Origin of the sequence: Paraburkholderia sediminicola, from assembly GCF_046026855.1 — a bacterium.
Taxonomy (GTDB): Bacteria; Pseudomonadota; Gammaproteobacteria; order Burkholderiales; family Burkholderiaceae; genus Paraburkholderia; species Paraburkholderia sediminicola_A.
This window is the reverse complement of sequence record NZ_JAQQET010000054.1, coordinates 19,060-37,127: the sequence shown is the minus strand read 5'-3', so window position 1 is coordinate 37,127 and position 18,068 is coordinate 19,060. Positions and strand designations below refer to the sequence as shown.

19 protein-coding genes are annotated in these 18,068 nt (G+C 61.2%); 12 read left to right on the top strand and 7 right to left on the bottom strand.

All coding sequences use genetic code 11. The features are described 5' to 3' along the window. The 6 genes from PQR40_RS37170 to PQR40_RS37145 all read left to right on the top strand — a co-directional run. A partial coding sequence (locus PQR40_RS37170) for a hypothetical protein (protein WP_408389787.1) occupies window positions 1-275 on the top strand: 275 nt, incomplete at its 5' end. 217 nt (window positions 276-492) lie between these two features. Continuing rightward, on the top strand, window positions 493-1,965 hold the full coding sequence (locus PQR40_RS37165; protein ID WP_408511136.1) for an aldehyde dehydrogenase: 1,473 nt from the start codon (window positions 493-495) through the stop codon (window positions 1,963-1,965). A 125-nt stretch (window positions 1,966-2,090) separates the two neighbouring features. Next, on the top strand, window positions 2,091-3,482 hold the full coding sequence (locus PQR40_RS37160) for an aspartate aminotransferase family protein (protein ID WP_408511135.1): 1,392 nt from the start codon (window positions 2,091-2,093) through the stop codon (window positions 3,480-3,482). A gap of 259 nt (window positions 3,483-3,741) precedes the next feature. Beyond that, a complete protein-coding gene (locus tag PQR40_RS37155) occupies window positions 3,742-4,116 on the top strand; it encodes a hypothetical protein (protein ID WP_408336900.1) in 375 nt (124 codons plus the stop codon). Between the two features lie 275 nt (window positions 4,117-4,391). Then, window positions 4,392-4,733: a hypothetical protein gene (locus PQR40_RS37150; protein WP_408389782.1), complete on the top strand. Its 342-nt coding sequence runs from the start codon at window positions 4,392-4,394 to the stop codon at window positions 4,731-4,733. Window positions 4,734-4,735: 2 nt separating this feature from the next. Further along, window positions 4,736-5,620: a 4-hydroxy-tetrahydrodipicolinate synthase family protein gene (locus tag PQR40_RS37145; protein ID WP_408511134.1), complete on the top strand. Its 885-nt coding sequence runs from the start codon at window positions 4,736-4,738 to the stop codon at window positions 5,618-5,620. A gap of 59 nt (window positions 5,621-5,679) precedes the next feature. Here PQR40_RS37145 and PQR40_RS37140 read toward each other — a convergent pair whose 3' ends face one another. Continuing rightward, window positions 5,680-6,294, bottom strand: coding sequence for a transglycosylase SLT domain-containing protein (locus PQR40_RS37140; RefSeq protein WP_408511133.1), 615 nt, complete (start codon window positions 6,292-6,294; stop codon window positions 5,680-5,682). 133 nt (window positions 6,295-6,427) lie between these two features. Next, window positions 6,428-7,141, bottom strand: coding sequence for a Crp/Fnr family transcriptional regulator (locus PQR40_RS37135; protein ID WP_408241031.1), 714 nt, complete (start codon window positions 7,139-7,141; stop codon window positions 6,428-6,430). A gap of 91 nt (window positions 7,142-7,232) precedes the next feature. Between PQR40_RS37135 and PQR40_RS37130 the strand changes: the two genes are divergently transcribed. Continuing rightward, window positions 7,233-7,784, top strand: coding sequence for an Mpo1 family 2-hydroxy fatty acid dioxygenase (locus PQR40_RS37130; protein ID WP_408511132.1), 552 nt, complete (start codon window positions 7,233-7,235; stop codon window positions 7,782-7,784). 98 nt (window positions 7,785-7,882) lie between these two features. Here the strand turns inward: PQR40_RS37130 and rarD are convergent, their stop codons facing one another. After that, complete coding sequence (gene rarD / locus PQR40_RS37125) at window positions 7,883-8,779, bottom strand: EamA family transporter RarD (protein ID WP_408511131.1); 897 nt, start codon at window positions 8,777-8,779, stop codon at window positions 7,883-7,885. Between the two features lie 596 nt (window positions 8,780-9,375). On the opposite strand from rarD, the gene egtD reads away from it, so the two are divergent. Then, window positions 9,376-10,359 (top strand): L-histidine N(alpha)-methyltransferase, encoded by a 984-nt coding sequence (gene egtD, locus PQR40_RS37120; RefSeq protein ID WP_408241039.1) that lies wholly within the window; start codon window positions 9,376-9,378, stop codon window positions 10,357-10,359. Window positions 10,360-10,478: 119 nt separating this feature from the next. Here the strand turns inward: egtD and PQR40_RS37115 are convergent, their stop codons facing one another. Then, entirely contained in the window at window positions 10,479-10,772 is a 294-nt protein-coding gene (locus PQR40_RS37115; RefSeq protein WP_408241042.1) for an acylphosphatase, read from the bottom strand. Window positions 10,773-10,991: 219 nt separating this feature from the next. Between PQR40_RS37115 and hpnA the strand changes: the two genes are divergently transcribed. Both hpnA and PQR40_RS37105 read left to right on the top strand, forming a co-directional pair. Further along, window positions 10,992-12,002, top strand: a complete 1,011-nt coding sequence (gene hpnA / locus PQR40_RS37110; RefSeq protein WP_408241045.1) for a hopanoid-associated sugar epimerase — start codon at window positions 10,992-10,994, stop codon at window positions 12,000-12,002. A gap of 151 nt (window positions 12,003-12,153) precedes the next feature. After that, window positions 12,154-12,705 (top strand): hypothetical protein, encoded by a 552-nt coding sequence (locus PQR40_RS37105; protein ID WP_408484564.1) that lies wholly within the window; start codon window positions 12,154-12,156, stop codon window positions 12,703-12,705. Between the two features lie 88 nt (window positions 12,706-12,793). On the opposite strand, the gene PQR40_RS37100 is transcribed toward PQR40_RS37105, so the two are convergent. Both PQR40_RS37100 and hpnC read right to left on the bottom strand, forming a co-directional pair. Then, on the bottom strand, window positions 12,794-13,966 hold the full coding sequence (locus PQR40_RS37100) for a glycosyltransferase (RefSeq protein ID WP_408511130.1): 1,173 nt from the start codon (window positions 13,964-13,966) through the stop codon (window positions 12,794-12,796). Next, entirely contained in the window at window positions 13,966-14,832 is an 867-nt protein-coding gene (gene hpnC / locus PQR40_RS37095) for a squalene synthase HpnC (RefSeq protein WP_408511129.1), read from the bottom strand. Before hpnC ends, PQR40_RS37100 begins: the two co-directional genes overlap by 1 nt. Window positions 14,833-15,195: 363 nt before the next feature. Between hpnC and ispH the strand changes: the two genes are divergently transcribed. Beyond that, window positions 15,196-16,140: a 4-hydroxy-3-methylbut-2-enyl diphosphate reductase gene (gene ispH, locus PQR40_RS37090; protein WP_408241057.1), complete on the top strand. Its 945-nt coding sequence runs from the start codon at window positions 15,196-15,198 to the stop codon at window positions 16,138-16,140. Window positions 16,141-16,150: 10 nt separating this feature from the next. After that, window positions 16,151-17,311: an adenosyl-hopene transferase HpnH gene (hpnH, locus tag PQR40_RS37085; RefSeq protein ID WP_408241060.1), complete on the top strand. Its 1,161-nt coding sequence runs from the start codon at window positions 16,151-16,153 to the stop codon at window positions 17,309-17,311. A gap of 122 nt (window positions 17,312-17,433) precedes the next feature. On the opposite strand, the gene PQR40_RS37080 is transcribed toward hpnH, so the two are convergent. Next, window positions 17,434-18,039: an MlaC/ttg2D family ABC transporter substrate-binding protein gene (locus PQR40_RS37080; protein WP_408241063.1), complete on the bottom strand. Its 606-nt coding sequence runs from the start codon at window positions 18,037-18,039 to the stop codon at window positions 17,434-17,436. Between the last annotated feature and the right edge of the window lie 29 nt (window positions 18,040-18,068).

The window sequence follows — 18,068 nt, the reverse complement described above, 5'->3', positions numbered from 1 at the left end:
GTTCATGGCTCTTTATCCGTCCACCCACCGGCGCTACGCACAACGTCTCCTGTGCGCGCGGCTCTTGCGACATGCCGTTCCTGGCACCGCAGATCCTCCAGCTGCAAGGGAACTGCGACGAACGACGGCTGGAGCGTAGCATCGTGAATTTATTGAATAAAAATAGTTTTCCTACCTTATGGATAGTTTTCTTAGATGCAAAATCATCTCGTTCCTTCTTGCCTACCAAGGCAAGTTTCACAATCCATTCCGGCGTTCGAACAACGAAACATTGAAAGAGGTAGGAAAAGAATGCAACTCTGAAAATGAATAGGGAAAACAGATGCAATGAAGAGCAAATTTGTTCTTTCCCGTCCCTTTTTGTCGATCGACAGTAGGGCGCTAGAGCCGTAGCTGTCTCGATCATCGATACACGAGATGGGAAGGTCTGCCTGCCCATCTCCAGACCGGAGTTATTCCTTGAGTCATTCTTCAGCAAAAATCCACAACCATATGGACTGGCGCCGACTGGCCGCGGATGTTCTCCCGCGAGCGCAGGCACATATTGACGGCCGCTTCACGGACGCTCAAGACGGCGAGACCTTCCAGGCGATCAATCCCGCGACTGAGACGGTGATTGCCAACGTTGCATCCTGTGGCGCTGCAGACGTTAACGACGCCGTTCGTGCTGCCCGTGTTTCGTTCGATGCAGGGCATTGGTCGCGCTGTCCGCCGGCAGAACGCAAGCGCGTCCTGTGCCGGTTAGGTGCATTGATTGCGTCCCATGGCGCAGAGTTCGCCCTGCTCGACTCACTCAACATGGGCAAACGCGTGGCCGACGCCTTCGACATCGACGTGCCAGCCGCAAGCAGCCTGTTCTGCTGGTATGGCGAGGCGATCGACAAACTGAACGGCGAAGTGGCGCCGACTGATCCCGGCAATCTCGCTGTTGTCACGCGGGAGCCGCTCGGCGTGGTCGGCGCAGTCGTGCCGTGGAATTTCCCGCTCGATATGGTGGCCTGGAAGATTGCACCTGCCCTTGCAGCGGGCAATAGCATCGTGTTGAAGCCCGCGGAGCAGTCGCCACTCTCTGCACTGCGTCTTGCAGAACTCGCGCTCGAGGCAGGACTGCCGCCGGGCGTGCTGAACGTAGTGCCCGGGTTCGGGGAGACGGCCGGACGCGCGCTCGGCTTGCATCCGGATGTCGATGTCGTGGCGTTTACGGGGTCGACGGTCGTCGGCAAGAAATTTCTCGAATATGCAGCGCAATCGAATATGAAGCAGGTCTGGCTCGAATGCGGCGGCAAGAGTCCGAATCTGGTTTTCGAAGACGCGGACGATCTCGATCTTGCGGCCCGCAAAGCGTGCTTCGGCATCTTCTTCAACCAGGGTGAAGTGTGCTCGGCTAATTCACGACTGCTGGTGCATCGCTCGATCCACGATGAATTTGTCGATCGCCTGATCGCCCACTCGCTCGACTTCATGCCGGGCGACCCGCTTGATCCTGCCAGCGGCATGGGTGCAATCGTCGACCGTGCGCAGTTTGACCGCGTAAAAGGGTGGATCGAGCGTGGGCGCACGAGTTCGACGCTGGCGACCGGTGGCGGGACACGGCTTGTCGATGGCAAGGGGTATTTCATCGAGCCGACCATCTTTGTCGATGTGAACGCAGGCGATCCGATTGCGCGAGAGGAAATCTTTGGCCCGGTCCTGTCGGTTCTTAAATTTGACACCGAGGACGAGGCGATCCAGCTCGCCAACGATTCGATTTATGGGCTCGCCGCATCGGTCTGGACAGGCGGCCTGTCACGCGCACATCGCGTGGCGTCACGCTTGCGTGCCGGCACGGTTTCCGTCAACACCGTCGATGCGCTCAGCGCGCAAACTCCGTTTGGAGGTTTCCGTCAATCGGGGTTCGGCCGCGATCTGTCGTTGCATGCACTCGACAAATATACGGGGCTAAAAACGACGTGGATCAGCTACTGATCCGGCATGGTCAAGCGGCTGGCATAGCGCCGCAAAGAGACTAAGAGCGTGATTCCGCTGCGGTCGACCTGCCGCGCCGGGCACGCAAGGCGAAATTCGTCTGTCACACAACTGGAACCTTGAACATGAACGCTCCTAATTTTCCGCACCGCGCCACTCGCGATTATCAACAAAGCGATGCAGCCCATCACCTGCATGCCTTCGTCGATCAGAAAGCCCTGAACAACGAAGGGGCGCGCGTGATGGTTCGAGGCGAAGGGGTCTATCTCTGGGATAACGACGGCAACCGTTACATCGACGGCATGTCCGGCCTCTGGTGCACCAACGTCGGTTACGGCCGCCAGGAACTGATCGACGCAGCGTCGCGGCAAATGAAGGAACTGTCGTACTACAACATGTTCTTTCACACCACGCATCCCGCAGTGATCGAATTGTCGGAACGACTGTTCTCGCTGCTGGGCGATCGTTTTAGTCATGTCGTGTACACGAACTCGGGTTCTGAGGCGAATGAAGTGCTTATTCGCACGGTCCGGCGGTACTGGGACATCCAGGGCCAGCCCGGCAAGAAAGTATTGATCGGGCGAATCAATGGCTACCACGGGTCGACCGTCGGCAGCGCGTCGCTGGGCGGCATGGCCTTCATGCATGAGATGGGCGACCTGCCGATTCCGAATGTGACGCACGTCGACGAACCCTACTGGTACGCGAACGGGGGCGAACTGAGCCCCGAAGCATTCGGCAAGCAGGCCGCGTTGTCGCTCGAAAAGAAGATTCTCGAACTGGGCGCGGACCGGGTCGGTGCCTTTGTCGCCGAGCCATTTCAAGGTGCGGGCGGCATGATCTTTCCGCCGGACGGCTACTGGCAGGAAATCCAGCGCATTTGCCGCCAGTACGACGTGCTGTTGTGCGCGGACGAAGTGATTGGCGGTTTCGGGCGAACCGGAGAGTGGTTCGCACATCGGCATTTCGGCTTCGAACCGGATTTGATCTGTATTGCGAAGGGTTTGACGTCGGGCTACGTGCCGATGGGCGGCCTGGTGATGAGCCGCCAGGTCGGCGAGGCGCTGGTCGAGAAAGGCGGCGTCTACGCGCACGGACTGACCTACTCAGGTCACCCGGTCGCGGCGGCGGTCGCGCTGGCCAATCTGGATGTCCTGGTGAAAGACCGTCTTGTCGAGCGCACGAAGAACGATACCGGTCCGTATCTGCAGAAGGCATTGCGTGACGCATTCGCCGATCACCCGTTGATCGGTGAGATCCAGGGCGTCGGCGCGGTGGCCGCGATACAGTTCGCGAAGAATAAGGCCACGCGCGAGCGTTTTAGCGACGAAGCCGAGTTGACCTGGCATAGCCGGACTGTCGGCTTCGAACTGGGCGCCATCGTGCGCTCGACGAACGGCCGGCTGATCGTCGCCCCGCCGCTCGTGATCGACCACGCGCAGATCGACGAACTGGTCGACAAGATGCGGCAGGCCGTCGATGCGACTGCACAGAAGGTACTCGGCAACACCCGTTAATCCTGTTCCCTGTGATCGAAAACCGGCGGAATCGCGTTCTTGCGATTGCGCCGGTTCGGCACGACACCGGCGGGAGCGGCGGATTGGCACCCAATCGGTGGTCGTTGATGCGGCGGATTCAGGACCCCGATATGTATCCGCCGTTACGTTTTGTCACCAGAGCACCGTCAACTGCTGTCTTCCGGCCAACGTTAAACCGGCAGCGCTGAAACATTTCAGCCGCGACACAAGAAATAACCGGTTAAACAGGAGTTACATCATGAAGACGCTTTTCGCTGCTCTCGCATCCGCTCTGGTCGTATCGACCGCTTTTGCTCAAACCGCAGCGCCGTCGGCCGCGCAACCCGCGCAAACGCAACCGGCCGGTCAAGCGAATCTGAAGGCGAGCACCGCCGTGCAAACGGGTGCTGCTGATGCAGGCACCGCCACGACGAAAGCGCCGACCAAGGCCGCCACAAAGGCGCATGTGAAAAAGACGTCCGCCAGCAACCACGCGGCAAAGACCCATAAGGCCAGCAAAAAGACCACTGTCGACACAAGCGCAAGCAAGAGCAAGACGGAGAGCGCGAAAGAGGCCAGCAACGCCCCGGCAAAAGTCGACGGCGCAAAGACCGACACGACGAAAACGCAATAACACGTGATCGGTTTTCGGCACGCACTGGCCAGGCATGCGTAGTTAATCGAAGCCAAACGGTGCCGTTCAGGGAGGGCGAGTCTTATGACTCGCCTTTTTTTATGGCCGTATTTCCAGCGTGGTTTTGAGCGGCGGTTTTTGTGAGCGCTCTTTATAAGCTCGGAACGCGAACAGATTTTTTCAGCGGATCCCTCAATTTTTGCACCGTGTTTACCCGCAGAAGCCTAAGCTCGAACTGTCTTGATCAACCATGGCGTCAACGAACGCCGCACTAAATGGCTCTCACGCAATCAATCGACAACTTCGAAACGCGACCGCTCAGCGCGCCGCCGGTCCAACGCAACAATGTCATTCCCTTCCCCGCGGCCCGTGCCCGCTTGCAGGTCACCCTGCCCCACCCCGCGCACGATCTTCCTGGCACCCAGCTCCGCACACTGCTCCATTCTCCACTCGGCGTGTATGTGGTCAGCACGGAGGCCGTGCGCGAAGAAGTGCGCGTGCAACTCGACATTGCGCTCGACGACCTCGATTTCACATTGCATACGCTGATCTCGACACTCCCCGCAGCACTGATCGGACCTCTGAAGCGCCGCCATGCCGTCGCAAAGGCGCGCTAATCATGTTTTCAGGTATCTGGTTGCCCATCGTTACGCCGTTTCGTCATGGCGAAGTCGACGTCGACGCGTTGCAGCGCCTCGCGGACTACTACCTGCGCACGGAGATCAGCGGTTTTGTCGCTTTGAGCACGACGGGCGAAGCCGCTTTATTACAGGAATCAGAACGCCTCATCGTATTGCAGGCGCTGACCGATGTGATCGGCTCCCGCCTGCCGATGCTGATCGGCGTCGGCGGCTCCAATACGCGCGACGTCCTGCACGATATTCATCGCTATGAGCGTTGGGACTGCGCGGGTTATCTGGTGTCTCCACCGTCGTACGTATGTCCGGATCAGGCCGGCGTGCAATGGCATTTCGAACAAGCCGCACTCGCCACCGAGCGCCCTGTTGTTTTGTACGACGTGCCGCATCGAACCGGCGTAGCAATCGCGCCTGACACGGTTGCGCGCCTGATCGAATACAGCAACATCGTCGCCATCAAGGAATGCGTGAAGGAACACTTCAGCGCACTGCGCGGCCTGCCGATCAATGTGCTGTGCGGCACCGATGAAGCATTGGACGACTGCCTGAACAACGGCGGCACAGGCGGCATTCTGGCAAGCGCACATGTTTGCGCGGACCTGCTGGTTGCCGTACAGGAATTGATCCGGACCGATCGCGACCCGGACGAGCGCAATCTGTTCGCCAGCTTGCTGCCCGTGTTGCGCCTGCTGTTCGCCGCGCCCAATCCGTCCGCGATCAAGGCGATGCTGGCATTCGATCATTCGATGACCGACGAAACGCGCATGCCGATCACGCGCGCTTCGGCACAACTGGTCGAGCGCCTGAGTACCGCGCGCGACAGGTTGCAAGACCTGCGCGCCGAGTTTGCCGGAGCGATGAGCTAACGCGAGAGAAAACGAGCAAGTCGGAGGATCTGAGGACGAATGCGCCGCGAATCGTTTAATCATTCGCGGCGCAAACTTGCGTCGAGGCGCTGCATCCGCAGCACGACACGCCGCGCGTAGCCGCGGCCGCCACCGTTGTAGCGAAGCAGAGCGGCGTCGAGATCGCCGCCGCTTTCATCGAGGTAGCCGCGCAGGATGGTCGAGCCAATCCGTACGTTGATCGCCGGATCGGACAAGTCGATTGTGCCCGCAATCAACTGCGGATGCGCGGCGGGCAAGATCTGCATAAGCCCTCGCGCACCTGCGATGCTGACCGCGTAGCGATCGAAGCTCGATTCGACCGACATCACGGCAAGCAGCAATATCGGCGAGATGCCGTGGCGGTCGGCTTCGATCAACACCGCGCGCGCGATCTTCATGGACTCCGATGGCGCAACGCGAAACTGTGCGCGCAGTAAGGCAGTGATATCGCTGAGCGCCGGCAAGCCGGTGTCAGGCGTTGCGTCGCTGGCGGCGGTTGGAGTTGGAGCGACCAACGCCGACTGCTGCGTATCGGCAGCTCGCGATGTCGCAGCAAGCGAGAGAACGATCGCCGCGAGCATCACCTTCAGACCGGCTCTCGAACGCAGGTCCCGTTGTGTTTGCACGCCATCCAGAGCGCTGTTTCCATGCATATTTTCGCTTCCTGACCGGAGTACCTCGACCTTACCGGTGTCGGTGTAGCGAATCGCCAAAGAAACAGGGGTGCGCCGTAAAATGCTTATAAAGATGTGTTGTCGCGCGCGGCCTCAGCACGACTCAGTTCCATCAATCCGAAGCTGGATTCAGATCGGCTAGCGCACTGAGCTTTTGCACATCGGTAATTTCGATTTCCGCATAGCCCAGCTTCAACGCACCTTGCATTTCGAACTGCTTGAGCACCTGGTTGATTGTCTGCCGCGACAAAGCCAGCATCATCGCCAGATCCTCCTGCGGCACTTTGAGTACACGCCGCAATGCACCGGGTTCGCCGTAGCCGCCTGCCATCAACAGCAGGCGCCGCGCCACGCGCTGCGCGGCGGGAAGCAAAGCGGCTTCTTCAATGGCATCGAAAGCGAGGCGCAGCTTTTGCGCCAACAGTAAGCCGAAGACATGCCAATACTCGGGCGTGCGTTCGAGCAGCACGGCAAGCGCGGTGCGCGGCACATGAAACAGATCGGAATCGCGTTCGGCATACGCATCATGGGTTCGCGGGCGACTATCGAACAGCGCGATCTCGCCGAACCAGTTGACCGGTTCGATGACCGCGAGCAACGCTTCCTTGCCGGCCGAACTCGCCGCGCCGATTCGCACCAGACCGTCGAGCACACAATAGAGGCCATCGTCAGAATCGCCGCGCGTGAAGAGCCGTTCGCCGCCCGTCAGCCGCTCGACACGCCCCGCTTCGATCAACTGCGCCCGCATGGGCGCAGGCGCCGAGCGAAACCACGCGCTGCGTTCAAGCAGGGTGGCAAGCTCATTCGATGAAAAACTTGCAGTCATAGGACGGCATCCGTGCCCGATTGTCGGCTACCCGATGGTTTCAAATTCCGCTGACCGCGATTATGCTGACTTTGATCGAGGAGCGGCATACATGAGAACGCTGACGCAGCAACTTACGCAATATGCGGCCTACCACCGCGACCGGCGCAATATCGCCACGCATTTCATCGGCATTCCGATGATCGTGCTGGCGCTAGCTGTGTTGTTGAGCCGGCCGGCTTTCGGCCCCGGCACGCTGCCATTTGCGTTGCCGTTTACCTTGTCGCCCGCGTGGGTGTTGTTCGCCGCGGCGACTGTCTATTACCTCGTGCTCGACGTGCCGCTCGGCGTGATGATGGCCGTGGTATCGGTATTGTGCGTCGCGTGCGGACAATGGCTCGCTGCGCAAACTACGTTCACCTGGCTCACCTCGGGCATCGGCCTCTTTGTCGTCGGCTGGGTGTTCCAGTTTATCGGCCACGTGGCATACGAACATCGCAAACCGGCATTTGTCGACGATGTGGTCGGTCTGCTGATTGGGCCGCTATTCGTCCTCGCTGAAGCGCTGTTCGGCTTTGGCTGGCGGCCGGCGCTGCGCGAAGCGATCGAGGCGCAGGTCGGCGCCACGCGTATCAATGCGGATCGCGCGGCAGCGCATCGCTGAAAGCGGCGCCTGATTCGGCGGGCCAAGCGCAAATACTGCGCGCCGTCCCAACGCAACCACCCGCCGCGACTCAACCATTGCGGCTCAATCAACGCGCCTCAACGCGGCGCTAGCCGAACGAGCCGCACGCTATGCAATGCCGTCAGCGCAACCGCGATCCAGATCGGAATATACGTGGCTAACTGTGCGGCGCTGAGCACCTCGCCGAGCAATGTGATCGAGACCAGCACCAGCAGCACCGGCTCGACATAGCCGAGGATGCCGAACAATGCGACCGGCAACAAACGGCTCGCCTTCAGATACGAAGCCAGCGCAATGGTGCTGAGCGCGCCGAGCCCCGGCAACAGCAAACACCACATGTCGATACGGCCGCCGATCATTGTCAGCGAACCGCCGATGACGATGAACACCGCCGCCGCCGGCAGCAGCAGCGCCATTTCCACCGTGAACATGGCCAGCGAATCCTGGTTGATTTTGCGGCGCAACACGAAATACGGCGGATAGCCGAGCGCGACCAGCACCGTTGGCCACGAAAACGCGCCCGTCATCCACAGTTCATGCCCGACGCCCAAAGCAGCGCAGATAACTGCTAGCCACTGCAAGCCGTCGAGGCGCTCGTGATAGTAGAAGCGCCCTACCAGCACCATCACCATCGGCAGCAGAAAATAGCCGAGCGAAACTTCCAGCATGCGCCCGTGCAGCGGCGCCCAGAGAAACACCCACAACTGCGCGCCCAGCAGAACCGCGCTGACAACCATTGCCACGCCGAGCGTCGGCTCCGTCACCATGCGGTAAAGAAGTTGCCGGAGAATGGGCAGGCGTTTGCGCAACACGATCAGCAATAACGCCCCGGGCACGGTCCACACGATACGCCACGCGAAAATGTCGAGACCGCTCAACGGCGCAAGCAGCTTGACGTAAGCGGACAGTAAAGCAAACATCGCCGACGCGCCGACCGACAACGCGATACCGCGCTTTGGGTCATACTGGTTCATTGCGCGGCCCGTGGCGCAATCGCTCCGGCATACGGTGCAGATGCGCAAGCTGATTCAGATGCAGGTGTGTGCGGCGCAGCATACGGCTTCGCGCCTCGAGTTGTTGTCATTAGAAGTGAAGCCTCACAAACAGGCAGCGCGGCAGGCAGTCGGATCAAGCGCTGAATTTTTTATCTTCGATATGCGATGCAAGCGGGCATTCTAGACGGGTTCCCCGCCAACGTGCCCGCTCGTTCCTCGCTCCTTCCTTGTAGCAAGCAGCAATTTTTTCCGTGCGCATCGCGTGCCGATGCACTAGAACATAACTTCACGCGCGACAGGCGAATCCGTAGCTTTCGCACCGGCAACTTCTCGCGCAACTGCTCAAGCTCGAATCTTGCTACGAAGTCTGGCGACACTATTTGCAATGTGGTCCGAGATATCCTGGACCGCCGTCGCAACCGTCATCTGCAACATCAACGAGCCGGGCCGGTAAAGGCAGTCCAGGCGGACTGAGCCCACCCTTCTTTCCCGCGGCACGCAGCAACGACGTTTTATTGCGCCTGCCTTCACCCGGCCAGCAATCCTGCTCATCGAACGTGACTACTGGAGCCAGCATGACCCAGCCAGCCCTCTCGCACGACGCATCGCCCGATCTGCTACGCGCGACCTTCGCCGCCGACGTTCGCGCCGGACTCACGCATGCACCGCAGAAAGAACTGCCCTCGAAGTATCTGTATGACGAAGTAGGCTCCGCCCTCTTCGAAGTGATCACGGTACTGCCCGAATACGGCGTGACACGCGCCGAGGAGAGCCTGCTCACGAAGCACGCGGCGGACATCGTCGCGCACCTTCCGCACGACGTGACCGTCGCCGAACTGGGCAGCGGCAGCGGTCGCAAGACGCGGCGTATTCTGGAAGCGCTGTGTAAAAAGCGCCCCACTTCTTACTTCCCGATTGAAATTTCGCGCAGCGCGTTGCAGTTATGCCGGCGCGAACTCGGCGACATCGAGCGGATCTCGATCGTCGGTTATGAACGCGATTACCTGGCCGGGCTGGCCGAGGTGAGCAAGAATCGCGCAGCGGACGAACGGCTACTCGTACTGTTTCTTGGCAGTACGATCGGTAATTTCGGCAGACTCGCGGCGACGCGTTTCCTGCGCGATATCCGCAACATGCTCGCACCCGGCGACGCGTTGCTGCTCGGCACGGATCTGCTCAAGCCGACGCCGGTGCTCGTGGCCGCTTACGACGATGCGATCGGCGTGACCGCATCGTTCAATCTGAATCTGCTGGCGCGTGTCAATCGCGAGCTCGACGGCGATTTTCCGCTCGATGCGTTCGAGCACGTCGCGCGCTTCAATCCAGACGCGCGCAGCATCGAGATGCATCTGCGTGCGAAACGCGATGTCACCGCGCATGTCGGTGCCGCGCAATTGACGGTCTCGCTCAAGGCAGGCGAAACGATCTGGACCGAGAGCAGCCACAAATATCGCGCTGACGAGATGCCCGCGATCGCCGACGATGCCGGCTTCGTGTGCAGCCATCAGTGGATCGAAGATGGATGGGGGTTCGCTGAGAGCTTGCTGGTGGCGCGATAGGCGCTTTAGGCGCTAAACGTTATCGGCCCATTCGCCGGACAACCAGGACAGGCAAACTGCAAGGCGGTGCGCTATCGATGTGATGGCGCGCCGCCTTTTTTTGCTCGAAGCCCCGCCGCTCAGTGCTGCTCGAAACGTTCATAACGCTTTTCGGTCGCGCGCTCTTCGCCGGCCACTTCTGTCACGCGCGCCGCCGGCGGCCCATGACGCAGCCACGACAGCATCCGGTCGACCTGATTGGCCGAGCCCTGCAACATGGCTTCGACGGAGCCGTCTTCGAGATTCGCCACCCAACCTTTAATACCGAGCGCGTGGGCCTGCCGCACGGTGGCGTGGCGAAAGCCGACGCCCTGCACGGTGCCGCGCACTCGCACGTAATACGTTTCGATCCGCTGATCCAGATCCGGGGCCATGCCATCCTCTCCTGTGTCGACCGGAGTTAGCGCTTTAGCGGTTACTCCGGTCCCATGCAACGCAAATCTTTCAAGCCGGCATTCTAGCCGCGTCGCGACGAGAATGCTCGGCGGCCCTGAATTCGTCCGGGCTCGCCTGCGCGCCCGGGCAGCCCGGCGCGACACGTGGCACGCGCGACACGTACAATCCGTCGACTGTCACGCAGGGAATGAAAGAGAATGACCGAACAGAATCGCGATCTCGTGCTCGTGACCGGCGCATCCGGCTTCGTCGGCTCGTCGGTGGCGCGCATCGCGCAGCAGAAGGGTTTCAAGGTGCGCGTGCTGGTGCGCGCCACCAGTCCGCGCAAAAACGTCGAGGCGCTCGATGCGGAAATCGTCGTCGGCGATATGCGCGACGAAGCGTCGATGCGCAACGCGCTGCGTGGCGTGCGCTACCTGCTGCACGTGGCGGCAGACTACCGTTTGTGGGCACCTGACCCAAGCGAAATCGAGCGCTCGAATCTTGAAGGCACCGAGGCAACCATGCGCGCCGCGCTGAAGGAAGGCGTCGAACGTATTGTCTACACGAGCAGCGTGGCGACGCTGAAAGTCACCCGTTCCGGGCAGTCCGCAGACGAGACCTCGCCGCTCAAAGCTGACCAGGCGATCGGCGTATACAAGCGCAGCAAGGTGCTGGCCGAACGCGCGGTGGAGCGCATGATCGCCGAGGACGGCCTGCCCGCCGTAATCGTCAATCCGTCCACGCCGATCGGTCCACGCGACGTCAAGCCGACGCCGACCGGTCGCATCATCGTCGAAGCGGCGCTCGGCAAGATCCCCGCATTCGTCGATACGGGGCTGAACCTCGTGCACGTGGACGACGTGGCCGCCGGCCATTTTCTGGCGCTCGAACGCGGCAAGATCGGCGAGCGCTACATTCTCGGCGGCGAAAATCTGCCGCTGCAACAAATGCTCGCGGATATCGCGGCGCTGACCGGCCGCAAGGCGCCGACGCTGAGTTTGCCGCGTTGGCCGCTTTATCCGCTCGCCGCGGGCGCCGAAGCGGTCGCCAGGATCACGAAGCGCGAACCGTTCCTCACCGTCGACGGTCTGAAGATGTCGAAGAACAAGATGTACTTCACGTCGGCGAAGGCGGAACGCGAGCTCGGCTATCGCGCGCGACCCTATCGGGAAGGTTTGAGCGATGCGATCGAATGGTTCAGGCAAGCCGGGTATCTGAAGGCCTGACGCGCGCATGACAGTCAGGCCGGGCCGCGCAAGCGGCGCCGGGCAATCCGGTGTGGCCTGCACGCACTTTGTTACAACGTCACTTTGTTTGCGACAGGTAAAAGCCTACGCGCAGCAGGTAAAATCGTGGGTCTTACCAGAGAAACCTCGCATGAATCTTCACGAACAGCTCGGCGCGCTGGAAACGGGCGTCGATCAGCTCATCCAGGCTGTCGTGGCCCCGCAGGCCGAAAACATCCCCGAGACACCCGCAGAAGCCGCAGCGCAGGAAGCGCCGGTGGCAGGCCACGTCTCGTCCGAATCGAAAGTGGAACGCGTCGAATCTGAAGACGCGGTAGCCGCCGCGGAAGAGCCGGCGGCGGAATCCGTCGCACCTGTCCCGCCCACGCTCGAAATCAACCGTCCGGCGCAGAACGAGATCACGATGACGATCGGCGGCCAGACGGTCGCGCTGCGTGCCGAGCAGATCGGGCAACTGATCGAGGAATTGTCGAACGCGCGTGCCTCGATGACGCCGGAACCGCCGCCGGGCATCCCGCCGGGCTGGCGCTTCGTATCAACGAAAAATCCCGTCATGGCCGTGCAGAAACAGTCGAATGGCGACCGTCTGCTGGTCATGCGCCACACCGGCCACGGCTGGGTGCCGTTCACGTTCTCGCCCGACATGGTGATCCAGATGTACATGCTGCTCACCAAGGGCTGATGGAAAGGTCGAGTAACGATCGATGTAAAAAAGCGGCGCCTGAGAGCGCCGCTTTTTTTCGTCCGACAAATCCCTGATGGCGCGCGTCTCAGCGCTCCTGCACCGGCGCCTGCACACGCGCCTTCCATTGCCCACCCTTACCGCGCCAGTAACGCACCGCCGACGCCAACGTCGCGCCGACATAGAACAACGCCACCAGCGGCAGGAACGGCGCCCATAGCGGCGAACGGCGGTAGTAGCTGAGCATCGGCGCATAAGCGCAGCACATAAGCGCCCAGGCCAGCCACGCAGGCCAGCCAAGAGGACCGAGCACCAGCGCAGCCACCGGCGGCATCAGGTAGATGATCGTCATGCCCAGCAGCGTGCCCGCCAGCAGCAGCGGCGAATAACGCAACTGCGTAAAGGCCGTGCGCGCGATCATGTTCCAGATCTCACGCCAGCTATCGTAAGGACGCAGCGACACGCTGCGCGCCGCCACATCCAGACGGATCGCATGACGCCCCGTGCCGCGATGCTTGATGCGCGCGGCGAGGCTGCAATCGTCGATCAGCTCGGCGCGAATCGACTCGATACCGCCCGCTTCTTCGAGCGCGCTGCGCCGGACCAGCATGCAGCCGCCCGCCGCCGCCGCCGTACGATTGCGCGGGTTATTGACCCACGAGAACGGATACAGCTTGGCGAAGAAGAACACGAAGGCCGGAATCAGCGCCTTCTCCCAGAACGAATCGCAGCGCAGGCGAACCATCAGCGAGACGAGGTCGCGCTTTTCCGCATCAGCACGCGCAACGAGTTGCGTGACGGCGTCCGCGGGATGGCCTATGTCGGCGTCGGTAAGCAACAGAAAGTCTGCAGGCAGGCCGAGCGTACGCACCGCCTCGATACCCTGCGATTGTGCCCACACCTTGCCGGACCAGCCCGGCGGCAGTGGCTTCGCGCTCAGCACCGTCAGGCGATCCGGGCATTGCAGGAGCAACGCGGCCGCACGGGCGGCGTCGGCGGTGCCGTCGGTACTGTGGTCGTCGACGACGATCACGTGGAATTCGCCCGGATAGTCCTGCTCGAGCAAGGTGGTGACCGCCTCGGCGATCACATCGACTTCATTGCGCGCCGGCACCACGGCGGCGACCGCCGGCCAGGTTTCACGCGGTTCGAGCGTGAGCGGCGTGGCGGGACGCGCCCGCCAGAACCCGCCGCGCGCGAACAGCAACACACACCAGATCAGCAGGGAAAGACACGAAAGAAGAAACAGAACCACCAGCATTAAGCATTACCCTCGAGTGAACCCGCTTCTACGCCGACGCGCCGCGACAGGCGCATCACCACAGTGCGTACCGCGACGACGCACCAGTCAAAAGTGTTGAGCACCGGCCGCTCGCGAAACACGTCGTAGCCGGCCTTTTCAATCCGCTCGAGGATGCGCAAGCCACCGTGGATGGCGCCGCACAGCTCGATACCCAACCGCCCGCGGATACGCAACGCGAGCGGCGCGCCGCGTACCAGCGTGGCCCGAACAAACGAAATCTCGTAGGCCATCAGCTTGACCCAGGCATCATTGACGACGCCCTTGGCGATCTGCGCCTCGGTCACGTTGAAGCGCCGCAGATCCGCGAGCGGCAGATACACGCGGTCTTTTTTCCAGTCGGCGGCAACGTCCTGCCAGAAGCTGATCAGTTGCGAGGCCGTGCAGATCGCATCGGCGTCGGCGAGATTCTCCGGCATGGCGGCGCCCACCAGATGCAGCATCAGATGCCCGATCGGGTTTGCCGAGTGGCGGCAATAGTCGAGCAGGGCGGCCCGGTCTTCGTAACGGTTGGTGTCGATGTCCTGGCCGCACGCGTGGAGCAGATCGTAGAACGGCGCGAGCGGCAGTTTATACTGGGCAATGACACCGGCGAGCTTGCCGAACAGGAGTGGGTGCACCGGCGCCGCGCGCCGCTGTGCTACCGCGTCGAGGCCAGCGCGGAAGTCGGCCAGGCGGGCGTGCCGCTCGGCCGGGCTCCAGTCGCCTTCATCGGCAATGTCGCCGGCGGTGCGGACAACCTGATAGATAATGTCGATCGGCGCGCGCAGCGCCTTTGGCAGCAACACGCTCGCGACCGGAAAATTCTCGTATTGATCGACGTCCATCCAGCGAGCCTCGAAACCATTCTGTAATGCAGCCGCAAACGTGCGCCGCAGGACCATGTAGTTTAAGGGTTCCGCCAAACCGGTGCAGCGCGTAATCATTACCACCAGCGCATCACTACCTGCGCATTGCCGCATGCGCCATGGGTGCGGCTGCCCGGCAGCGGGCCCGCGGCGCAGCGGCGGCCCAACACCTGGGCAGGCGCGCCAGAGCAGAGCCGGCCTGATAGCGTTAGAATGCGCGTTTGGTTTTGCTGTACCGGCTCGTCGCCGGGGCTCAAGACGTCAACTAAATAGATGGTCGCGGCGATAAAGTCATTGTTACCGACTTCTTCGAAACCCGCGTCAGTCGGAGTTCGCCAATTTATGCGAGTCATCCTTGCTCAACCCCGCGGATTTTGTGCAGGGGTTGTTCGCGCGATCGAGATCGTCGACCGCGCGTTACAGCAGCACGGCGCGCCCGTGTATGTTCGCCACGAGATTGTTCACAATCGCCACGTGGTGGACAACCTGCGCCAGAAAGGCGCGCGCTTTGTCGAAGAACTCGACGAGGTGCCGCAAGGCGCGGTGGCGATTTTCAGCGCGCATGGTGTCGCGCAGACTGTCGAGCGCGACGCGGAACAGCGCGGCCTCGACGTGCTCGACGCGACCTGTCCCCTTGTGACCAAAGTTCACGTGCAGGGGCGCCAGTATGTGGCTGCGGGTCGTACCCTGATCCTGATCGGCCACGCGGGCCATCCGGAAGTGGAAGGCACGATCGGCCAGATTCCCGGCAAGGTGCTGCTGGTGCAGAGCGAGGCCGAGGTCGCGCATCTGGACCTGCCGCTCGACACGCCGCTCGCGTACGTCACGCAGACCACGCTGTCGGTGGACGACACACGTGGCATCATCGATGCCTTGCAGCGCCGTTTCACCGACATCGTCGGTCCCGACACGCGCGACATCTGCTACGCCACGCAAAACCGTCAGGCGGCGGTGCGCGAACTGAGCAAAGAGGTCGAGGTGCTGCTGGTGGTGGGCGCAACCAACAGTTCCAACTCGAACCGGCTGCGCGAGATCGGCAGTGAAAGCGGCGTGGAGAGTTATCTCGTCGCCGACGGTTCGGAAGTGAAGCCGGAGTGGTTTGCGAATGTGCAGACTGTCGGCATCACAGCCGGTGCTTCGGCACCGGAAGAGATGGTGAAGAACGTAATCGATGCGCTGCGCGCATTGGGGCCCGTCGATGTCACGACGATGGCGGGCCGTGAAGAGAAAGTCGAATTCAAGTTGCCATCGAAACTGATGCAACCACTCGCTGCACGCGAAGTTTAAGGAGGACGTCTTGTCTATTCCGCTGCTACAGAAAGTCCGGGTCGGCGCATACATCATGCGTCAGCACCTTTCGCGCAACAAACGCTACCCGCTCGCGTTGATGCTGGAGCCGCTGTTCCGCTGCAATCTTGCCTGCAATGGCTGCGGCAAGATCGATTATCCGGATCCCATCCTGAATCAGCGTCTGTCGCTCGAAGAATGCCTTGGCGCAGTCGACGAATGCGGCGCACCGGTCGTTTCGATTGCAGGCGGTGAGCCGCTGCTGCACAAGGAAATGCCGCAGATCGTGAAGGGCATCATCGCGCGCAAGAAGTTCGTGTACCTGTGCACGAACGCGCTGCTGATGGAAAAGAAGATGGACGACTACGAGCCGAATCCGTACTTCGTCTGGTCGGTTCACCTGGACGGCGACGAGCAGGCGCACGATCACTCGGTGTCGCAGGAAGGCGTGTACGTCAAGGCAGTCGCCGCCATCAAGGAAGCGAAGCGCCGCGGTTTCCGCGTGAACATCAACTGCACGTTGTTCAACGACGCAGTGCCGGAACGCGTTGCCGCATTCTTCGACACGCTCGGCCCGATGGGCGTGGACGGCATCACCGTCTCGCCGGGTTATGCCTATGAGCGCGCGCCGGATCAGCAGCACTTCCTGAACCGCGACAAGACCAAGCATCTGTTCCGCGAAATTTTCAAGCGCGGCAACAATGGCAAGAACTGGTCGTTCAGCCAGTCCGCGATGTTCCTGGACTTCCTGGCCGGCAATCAGACGTACGAGTGCACGCCTTGGGGCAACCCGGCGCGTACGGTGTTCGGCTGGCAGAAGCCGTGCTATCTGGTCGGCGAAGGCTACGTGAAGACCTTCAAGGAACTGATGGAAACCACGGAGTGGGACAACTACGGTACGGGTAACTATGAGAAGTGCGCGGATTGCATGGTGCACTGCGGCTTCGAAGCGACGGCCGTGATGGATACGGTTGCGCATCCGTTGAAGGCGTTGAAAGTCAGCCTGCGCGGCCCGAAGACTTCCGGCGCCTTCACCAAGGATATTCCTTTGGATAAGCAGCGCCCCGCTGAGTTTGTGTTCTCGCGGCACGTCGAGATCAAGCTGGAAGAAATTGGGCGTGCTGGTAAGGGCAAGAAGGTGCAGACGGCGGCTTCCGCTTCCGCACACTAAGCTGTCGATCATCGGGGCGGTTTTGTTCGCCCCATGATGTGCATGTTCTGTAGAAAAAAAGCGCGGTGGCCTGATTGCCACCGCGCTTTTTCTTTTTTGTGCTTTCTCTTTTGCGCGTGACTTCAGCCTGCGCTTCGTGCGTTATGCGCAGTCAGGAACTTGATCAGCCCATCAACGCCGCCTTTGGAAAGCTGATCGGCAAACTGCGTCTGATAAACCTGAATCAGCCAGGCACCCATCATGTTGATGTCGTAAATCTTCCAGCCGGATGCGCCTTTGGTCAGCCGGTAATCAATCGCATCGTCCCCGCCGTTGCTGATTACGTGTGACTGCACGACTACGTCCTTGGCGCCGGCCGGCACGCTGACCGGCAGAAACTTGAATTTCACATCCTGATCGCGCAACTGCGACAGCGAGGCGGCGTAGGTGCGCACCAGCAGCAGCGTAAACTGCTCATACAGCTGCTTCTGCTGCTCGGGGGTCGCCGTACTCCATGCCTTCCCTACCGCGATCCGCGTGGTCCGCTGAAAATCGGTGGCCGGCACAAATCGCGTCTGAACCAGCTCGGTAATCTTCGCCATATCACCGCCGCGCGCCTGCGGGTCGGCCTTCATCGCGGTAACCGTGCCTTCGACGGCACTCTTCACCAGCGCATCAGGCGCGCTTTGTGCGTATGCCGCAGTGGACACCACGGCCGCAGCCAGAAAAGCAGACAGATAACGTTTCATACGCTCGCCAAAACCCCAAGAAGTAAGCA